Annotated in this window: 8 protein-coding genes and 2 pseudogenes; 3 read left to right on the forward strand and 7 right to left on the reverse strand. The window is 69.0% G+C overall.

The window, feature by feature from the left end:
- Positions 1-76, reverse strand: a pseudogene (locus A9X05_RS32255) (hypothetical protein); the annotation flags it as partial.
- Between A9X05_RS32255 and A9X05_RS18145 the strand changes: the two are divergent.
- Positions 69-638 (forward strand): annotated as a pseudogene (locus A9X05_RS18145) (alpha/beta hydrolase-fold protein); the annotation flags it as partial. The pseudogenes A9X05_RS32255 and A9X05_RS18145 sit on opposite strands and share 8 nt — an antisense overlap.
- Before the next feature lie 194 nt (positions 639-832).
- Positions 833-1642, forward strand: a complete 810-nt coding sequence (locus tag A9X05_RS18150) for a polysaccharide deacetylase family protein (RefSeq protein ID WP_067759965.1) — start codon at positions 833-835, stop codon at positions 1640-1642.
- On the opposite strand, the gene A9X05_RS29905 is transcribed toward A9X05_RS18150, so the two are convergent.
- The 4 genes from A9X05_RS29905 to A9X05_RS18165 all read right to left on the reverse strand — a co-directional run bounded on the left by A9X05_RS29905 (position 1639) and on the right by A9X05_RS18165 (position 4438).
- Positions 1639-1785, reverse strand: a complete 147-nt coding sequence (locus A9X05_RS29905; RefSeq protein ID WP_156670236.1) for a hypothetical protein — start codon at positions 1783-1785, stop codon at positions 1639-1641. The two genes, A9X05_RS18150 and A9X05_RS29905, sit on opposite strands and share 4 nt — an antisense overlap.
- A gap of 71 nt (positions 1786-1856) precedes the next feature.
- On the reverse strand, positions 1857-2114 hold the full coding sequence (locus tag A9X05_RS18155; RefSeq protein WP_067759961.1) for a ribosomal protein L7/L12: 258 nt from the start codon (positions 2112-2114) through the stop codon (positions 1857-1859).
- A 62-nt stretch (positions 2115-2176) separates the two neighbouring features.
- Positions 2177-2968 (reverse strand): pyridoxamine 5'-phosphate oxidase family protein, encoded by a 792-nt coding sequence (locus A9X05_RS29910; protein WP_156670235.1) that lies wholly within the window; start codon positions 2966-2968, stop codon positions 2177-2179.
- Positions 2969-3061: 93 nt separating this feature from the next.
- Positions 3062-4438 carry an FAD-binding oxidoreductase gene (locus A9X05_RS18165; RefSeq protein WP_067759958.1) on the reverse strand — a complete coding sequence of 459 codons (1377 nt, stop codon included), beginning with the start codon at positions 4436-4438 and terminating at the stop codon, positions 3062-3064.
- Between the two features lie 157 nt (positions 4439-4595).
- Here A9X05_RS18165 and A9X05_RS32610 point away from each other — a divergent pair, with 157 nt between their 5' ends.
- Entirely contained in the window at positions 4596-7505 is a 2910-nt protein-coding gene (locus tag A9X05_RS32610; RefSeq protein ID WP_067783176.1) for a helix-turn-helix transcriptional regulator, read from the forward strand.
- A 5-nt stretch (positions 7506-7510) separates the two neighbouring features.
- Here the strand turns inward: A9X05_RS32610 and A9X05_RS18175 are convergent, their stop codons facing one another.
- Complete coding sequence (locus tag A9X05_RS18175; protein WP_067752281.1) at positions 7511-7780, reverse strand: DUF4242 domain-containing protein; 270 nt, start codon at positions 7778-7780, stop codon at positions 7511-7513.
- Between the two features lie 76 nt (positions 7781-7856).
- The coding region (locus tag A9X05_RS18180; RefSeq protein ID WP_067783179.1) for a MarR family winged helix-turn-helix transcriptional regulator at positions 7857-8248 on the reverse strand (392 nt) is incomplete at its 5' end.

Consider the following 8248-nt stretch of genomic DNA (forward strand, 5'->3'; position numbering starts at 1 on the left):
ACGGCACGACGTCCTTGGTCAGGTGGTCGGCGGCGTTGCCGCGGCTGCCGTTGACGCACTCGGTGTCGTTGTCGAACTTCGCCGTCAGCGCCGATCGAGCCAACTGGGGCGTCGCCGGATGGTCGATGGGCGGCACCTGCGCGGTCGACCTGGCCGTGATGCACCCCGAATTGTTCAGCGCGTTCGTCGACATCGCCGGTGACCGCAGCCCCAACGTGGGCCCCAGGGATCAAACGATTGCCAAGCTGTTCGACGGCAACCGAACCGCCTGGGCCGGCTTCGACCCGCTCACGGTGATCGCGCGGCATGGTCGGTACACCGGACTGTCGGGGTGGTTCGACGTCCCGGGGTCGTCCGAACCGCGCAATGTCGCCGAGGAAGCCAACCCCACCTCCGGCGCCGCCGGCACCGACCCCGCCGCCAACCCGGAAGGCCAGGACGCCGCCGCCAACGCGCTCTGCGGGGCCGCCTCGGCCAACGGCATCTCGTGCGCCGTGGTCAGTCAGCCGGGCAAGCATGACTGGCCGTTTGCCGCCCAGGCGTTCGCAGCCGCGCTGCCCTGGCTGGCCTCCACGCTGGGGACGCCCGCGGCCGAGCCGGTACAGCTGCCCCAGCACGGCGGCGGTGAACCACACTGATCACAAAATTCACAGGTGGCCCTCCCGTAACGCCTCCGAAATGTTCGCCCTGGTAGTGGTACGGTTCGCTGCTGATGGCTGAGGATTTTCTGCGCGACGGACGACCCCTCCGGGGGTCGGCCCGGCCCGCGCCGCGGCGCAGCCACCGACGGGTTCAGTCGGGCGCCTTCGCTCCGGGCCTTCGTCTGCCGGCGATGAATCGCCGTCAGTTCCTGGGTTCGCTCGCCGCGTCGGTCGTCGCCGGCGTGGGCGCCGCGCGGTTGGTGGTGGACCCGCAGCCGCGAACCTTCGCGGACGTACCCGCGGATTCCGCGGCGACTTCGGGACCCGCCGCCCCGGCGGCCCTGTTGCCGCCGCCGCCGTCGAGCGCGCGCATCCCGCTGCCCGGCGGGGGCGCGCTGACGAAGATTCCCGGCGACGGCGACCTGCTCGCGCTGACCGTCGATGACGGCGTCAACAGCGAGGTGGTGCGCGCCTACACGCAGTTCGCCAAAGACACCGGTGTGCGACTGACCTACTTCGTCAACGGCACCTATGACTCCTGGACCGAGAACGCGGACATGCTGCGGCCCTTGGTCGACAGCGGGCAGATCCAACTCGGCAACCACACGTGGTCGCACCCCGATCTGACGACGCTGCCGAAGGACCAGATCGCCCAGCAGCTCACCCGCAACGACGAGTTCCTCAAGAAGACGTACGGGGTCGGGGCAAAGCCGTATTGGCGCCCGCCGTACGCGAAGCGCAACGCAGTCGTCGACGCCATCGCCGCCGACCTGGGCTATACGGTGCCGACGTTGTGGTCGGGGTCGCTGTCGGATTCGACGTTGATCACCGAGGAATACATCGTCCAGATGGCGGATCAGTACTTCACCCCGCAGGCCATCGTCATCGGACACCTCAATCACCCGCCGGTGACCCACGTCTATCCGCAGCTGGTCGACGTCATCCGCTCGCGCAACCTGCGCACCGTCACGCTCAACGACGTCTTTCTCAAGACGCCCTAGCGCCCGGCGATCACGGCGAGGCGCCCATCAAGCGGGGCATGAAAATGCCCGATGGCGCTTTCGTGCCTGCCGAACTCCACGAATCCGTTTGCGCCCGAGCGTAATCCGCGTTGCACGCCCTCGGGCATCTCGTTGTCCTCCATCGCGCCGCGGGCGATGAGGCTACCGGCCCTTCCCCCCACCGTTTCGAGGTCGCATCACCTCGGTCGATGCCCTAAAGCGGGTCGACGACTTCCTTCGCCTCGCGCAGGCCCGCGCCGGTCAGCTCCCGGTACAGCTTGATCGCGGCGATCTTGTTGCCGGACCGGGCGAGGCCGACGACTTCCGCGGGCACACCGTTCTCGAATGCGCCCGGCGCGGTGGCGCCCGCGTTGCTGCCGAACGTCGGGCACGGGAGCTCGAGCCTTTCGGACAGCAGGCGCACCTGCTGCTCCAGCAGGGCGAGACGGCGGTAGACCTGCGGATCATCCATGGGATGACGATAATCCGGCGCGACGCCCCGCGCCCGGCGGCTTGCTTCCCCGCTCGTGTCGCCTACGGCACCCGGCCTCCAGTCGCCGCCTCGGGCGTGATCACAACGTACGCGGCCCGCGACTGGAGGTAGTACCGCAGTCGCAGCGCCCACAGGCGTGCATGCATCAGCTCGACTGCCGCGAACTCCGGTTTCAGGTAGTAGCGCCAAGCGATCCGGGCGATCACTACGGGCGGCGGCGCCCCGAGGACCGCACGGGCATGTCCTCGCACGAGGAGCCGGCCGGGGTCGCCCGTGCGCTCACCGCCGAACAATAAGGCCACTTCCGACGTGGCAATCACATTCCCCACCGTCCACGACGACGCCGACGTCGTCGCATAGATGCGGCCGCCGTGCGGAACGAGCCACAGCGGAACCGCGAATGGCGTGCCCTTCCTTGACCGGGTGGCGACCACCACGACCCGCGAATCTTTCAGCGCCGCAGTAAGTTCCGGGGACCTCAGGGGGCTGATACCGTTCGTCTGGTCAACCCCAGAAAACGCATTCCGCCGGTCCGAAGGCACGCGCGACGCCGGTACCTCGCGAAGCGAACCGTAGTCCCAGGCCACGATCCGATCTGGCACGATCCGATATGCGCGAGCACCCATCGCCTCGGCCATTCCTCTGACGGTCAACGAACGCAGCCGAAACCACTGCGGTCCGTCGTCGGCGAGCACAACCACGTTGCGTCCGGCGAGATCTGGGCCGCCATCCGGGACCCGGACGACGCGCGGCGATCGCGTGGGGTCGGCGGGGGTCTCCAGGCTCACATGCACGGGCAGGACATGAATTTCGTCGTCAACGGTCGCGGCCAACGCGGCTCGGGGTGGAGACACCGCCAAGTCGGCCACCGCGTCGGCGTCGACGTCCCGACTGATCAAGAGGTGCCTTCCGCTAGAAGTGCCGCGCTACCTCGCGGGCCGGATGTTCTGGTTGATGTGGAAGACGTTGTCCGGGTCGTATTGCGCCTTGATCTCGGTGAGCCGCTGGTAATTCGGGCCATAGGTCGCCCGCACCCGCTCCTGGCCCTCGTCCATCATGAAGTTCACGTAGGCACCGCCTGCCGAGTACGGGTGCGTTGCGTCCCAGTAGTCGACGGTCCAGCGTTTCAACAGCTCCGCGTTAGCCGGGTCCGGGTCGACCCCCGCGATCACCTGCGAGAAGTTCACGTCCCGGTACGCCCACGCGGTGTCCGTCTGGCCGACGCGGTGCACCGCACCGTCGATGGGGTACAGGTGCATCGTGGAGTGCATGGTCGGCAGCTCCTCGGCGAAGCGGGCGTGGACCTCGACCGATGCGTCGGGGAGGGTGCGGACGAAGTCGCCGCGCCAATACCATTGCAGCCCTTTGGGATACAGGCCATCAAAGGTCGACTGCAGCGCCGGGTAGGGGGCGGCGCCCAGGCCGTCGAAGGCGGGTTCCATCTGGCGGATCGGCGCGAACGCTTCTTCGGCGCCCGCGGGATCACCCGTGTAGCACCACATCACGGCGCAGGCCTTGTGCAGGTGGAACGCCTCGGGGAACGGCGCCACCGGCGGGACCGTCATGGCCGCGAAGAATCCGTACAGGTCCTCGTCTTGCGCGGGCATGAAGTCCCGGTACCACGACAGGATGTCGGCGGTGTGCGACGAGGGCCACGCCGTGGGGCCGCAGATCACCGTGTGGACCGGGTGCAGGCGGAACGTGAACGAGGTGACCACGCCGAAGTTCCCCCCGCCACCGCGCAGCGCCCAGAACAGGTCGGGATGCTCGGATTCCGATGCCGTCACCACGTTGCCGTCGGCCAGCACCACTTCGGCCTCCAACAGGTTGTCGATCGTGAGGCCGTGCTTGCGGGTGAGGTACCCGTGGCCGCCGCCGAGGGTCAGGCCGCCGACACCGGTGGTCGAGATGATGCCGGTCGGCGTCGCCAGACCATGAGCGTGCGTGGCGCCGTCGACCTGCGCCCACGTCGCGCCGCCTTGCACCCGGGCGGTGCGCCGTTCGGGGTCGACGTCGACGCGGTTCATCAGCGACAGATCGATGACGAGGCCGCCGTCGACCGAACCGAACCCGGGTCCGTTGTGGCCGCCGCCGCGGACGGCTACCGGCAGGTTCGAGCTCCGGGCGAATTCGAGCGCGCCCGCGATGTCGCCGGCCGATTGGCAGCGGGCGATCACCGCCGGCCGCTTGTCGATCATGGCGTTGTGCAGCGCGCGCGCGTCGTCGTAGGCGGGATCGTCCGGCAGGATCACCTGCGAGCCGAGCCGGGCCCGGAAATCATCGGTTGCGGTTGTGAGGCTCATCGCTCACACCTCCTTGTTTGCTCGCGGGTGTTGATGCCGCGACGTTACGAGGCCGGCGAGCCGCGCGTCATGACCACAACCGAGCATTTCCGAGGCATTCCACGATAGTCACATCTGACTATCGACCCGCCCACATCACCGTGGTTACCTTGTTTGCATGGCGCAGTGGGTGCCGCCCCCGCTCCCGGCCGAACTCATCGCTCGTCGCCGCGGCCCGCTCGTGGGCCGTGACGCGGAACTCGCGGTGTTCGAGCACGCCTGGGAGCGGGTCGAGGCGGGCAACCGCCAGGCGGTCTTCATCGGCGGTGAGCCCGGAGCCGGTAAGACGCGCCTGGCCGCGGAGGTGGCCGGGACGCTGTTCGAACACGACGTCGCGGTGCTCGTGGGAAGCTCGAGCGCCGACGAGGATCTGCCTTACGCGCCCTTCGCTGAAGCGCTTGATCGGCTGCTGATCGCCGGTCCGCCGGGGTCGATGGCGGAGCCGTTGGGCGAAATAGGCCCGCAACTGCGGCGGCTGTCACCGCACGTGGACCGGCACCTCTCCGGTGACGGCACGGCGCCGGACGTCGGATCGGCGAGACAGGCCCTCTTCGACGCGTTGACCGGATACCTGCGGCGTCTGGCGGCCGATCGCCCGGTCGCGTTGATCCTCGACGACCTGCACTGGGCACAGCTCCCCACCCTCGCGCTGCTCGAGCATGTATTGATCGGCTGCGCCGACGCACGGGTGCTGGTCGTGGTCACCTTCCGCACGACCGAGCCCGACCGATCCGATGAACTGGCGACCCGGCTGGCCGAACTGCACCGGTTCGACGGGGTGCGGCGCCTGGACCTGGCGGGGCTGGACACCGAGGCCATCGCCGAGTTCGTGGCCCGAACCCAGCAGCTGGCCCCGGCGTCGGCGCGCACGGCCGCCGCCCTACTGCGCGAGCGGACCGGCGGGAACCCGTTCTTCCTCACCGAACTGGTCAACGACCTCGAAATCCGCGGTGGGCTTGCCACTTTGAGCACGCAGCAGACGGTTCCCGCGTCGATCGGGGATGCGATCGCCCGCCGCCTTGCCGGGCTGGGGACCGCCGTGCGGGCGGTGATCGAGCAGGCCGCGGTCTTGGGCCAGACGTTCGATCTGCCCGCGCTCATCTCGACGTGCGAGACGGAGGTCGGCGCGACGCTGGCGGCGATCGATTCGGCCGAGGCCGTCGGCCTGGTCCGCGCGGTCCACGACTCCGACGGCGAATTCGCGTTCGTGCACGCGCTGACCCGCGAATCGGTGCTGGGCGGGATGGCCGCGTCGCGGCTGCGGATCATGCACGCGCGCGCCGCCGAAGCGCTCGAGGGACGCGCCGACCCGTCGCTCGTGCCGCGCCTGGCCAACCACTTTCTGGTGGCGCACGTCCTGGGTTACCACGAGCAGGCGTTGCGATACGCGCGCCAGGCGGCCCGGATGGCCGAACAGAGCCTGGCCTACGAGGATGCGGCGAAGTGGTTCGAGCGGGCGGCGTCGCTTCCCGAACTCAACCTCACCGACCGGGCCAGACTGCACCTCGACGCGGCCGCCAACCACGTGCGCGGGGGCTCGTTCGCGCGGGCGCGGACCATCTACGAACGCATCGGCGGGATGGACGACCCGCTGATGCGGCTGGAGGCCGCCGTCGGCTACGAGGAAGCCAATTGGCGCCCCGGGCAGTCGAATTCGAAGGCGGCGGACTTGCTGGCGGCGGCTCTGGAAACATGCGGATTGCCGGCCGAGGACCCACGCTATGTGGGGGCACTCGGCAGCTTCGGCCGCGCGCTGGCTTTCGCGGGCGAGGCGGCCCGGGCCCGTGAGGTCGGCGCCGATGCGATCGAGCGCGCACGGGCCATCGAGGATGCGGCGGTGCTCCTGCACACGCTGAAAACCAGTCTGTGGCAAGGCCTTACCCCCGAGATGAGCGAAATCCAGGCGCAGCGCGCGGCCGAGGTGTCGCGCATGGCGATGTCGCGCCGCGACTACGAATCGCTGGGTGCGGCGTCACACTTTCACGCCATGGTCAGCTACTTGGCAGGCCGGCCCGACGGCCTTGCGGCCGCGACCGCCGACATGCGGCGAGCGGCGCAGACCTGCGGACAACCCGCCTTCGGCTTCGTCGGCGCGTGCATCGAGCAAGCGCTGGCCTATCTGCGCGGTGACTTCGCCGGTGCAGAACGATGGGCCGATATCGCCTTGCGCACAGGGGATTTGTTCGGTGCGGACGACACCGAGGGGTCCAACGGGGTACAGATGTTCATGATCCGCCGCGAGACCGGCGATCTGAAGAGGTTCGGCGAATTCATCGACGGCAGTGAAACGTTCACCGGCCGCTGGGTGCCCGGGCTGCTCGCCCTTTACACCGAGCTCAAGTGCGAACGTGGCATGACCCGTGCGCTCAACCAACTGGTCAACCGCAACCTGGGTGACCGCCTCGAGGATGCGCAGTGGCCGATGGAGCTGGTGTTCATGGTCGAGGCGGCACTGGAGCTGTCCCACCGTGAAGCGGTCCACGCGCTGCGCCCGTTCGTCATGCGTTATGTCGGAAAGAACTTGGTAGCCGGGCAATTCGTCGCGCTGTTCGGCAGCGCGGACCGATACCTGGCCCGCATCGCGGCGCTTTGTGGGGACGGCGCCGCGGCCGAGCGGCACTTCGCCGCGGCAATCGAGATGGACCGCCGGATGGGCTCGGTGGTCCATATCAGCGAGACGCTGGCCCGACACGCGTTGTTCGCCGCGTCGTGCGGTCGCGCCGAAGCCGCCCGGTCCCTCGCGGAGGAGGCCCGCGTTATCGCCGGTGCGATCGGCCAGACCCGGGTTGTGGACTTGGCGGATTCGGTGCTGACCGCCGGTTCCCTGGGTCCGGACGGCCTGACCGAACGGGAGGTCGAGGTGCTCCGGTTGCTCGCCGAGGGGCTGAGCAATCGCGCGATCGGAGAACGCCTTTTCATCAGCACCAACACCGCGGCCAACCACGTGCGCAACATCCTGATCAAAACGGGCGCCGCGAACCGCACGCAGGCGGCGATGTACGCGGCCGATCACGAACTGCTCGGGTAGCGCACTCAGATGTCGGACAGGGCGCCGTCCGGCATCAGCCGGTCCCTCACCTCGACCACGGAGTCGGCGGGCAGACCGGCGCGCGCGGCCGCGGCCCGGATGGCCTCGGGCGACGGCGCCTCGTACAGACAGTAGGTCTTCCGTTTGTCCGCCGACAGGAACGAGTACATCCAGCGAACGCCCTCCTGGTCGTTGATCCGGTTGATGCCGTCCGCGACCTCGAGGCCGGGTTCCAGTTCCTCGGCAAAGTTGCGCTCGACCATGAAGATGGGCACGTGGACTCCTGTTCACTGTCTTGGGTCGAGCGTAGGCCGTCGGCGACGATCTAGACACGGGAATTTCCGGCCGGCGTCAGTCCCCGGCCGTCTCGTTGTGGTCGGCAAGCAGCAGTTGTAAGGTCTCGCGCAGCTCGGTCAGCCGCTGCCGGCCCAGGACCTGCTCCCACCGTCCTTCCAAATCAACTGCGTTGGAACGCATTACGCGTAGCGCCTGGCGGCCCCGGGGCGTCAGCTCGATGATCCGGGCCCGCGCGTCGAGCGGGTTTGCCGCTCGGGTGACGTAGCCATGGCGCTCCAGCCCCGCGACCGCCTGGGCCACCGCTTGCCGGCTGACGCGGAGTCGATCGGCCAGATCCGATGCATGCAGCCCGCCGGCAGCCAGTGGGACGAGCGCCACCGCTTGCGCGGGCCGGATCCCGTCGAGGCCCGCCTCGGCAAACGCCGTCCGCAGTCGCGGCGCCCCGG

This window comes from Mycobacterium sp. E3298 (assembly GCF_001666895.1).
Lineage (GTDB): Bacteria > Actinomycetota > Actinomycetes > Mycobacteriales > Mycobacteriaceae > Mycobacterium.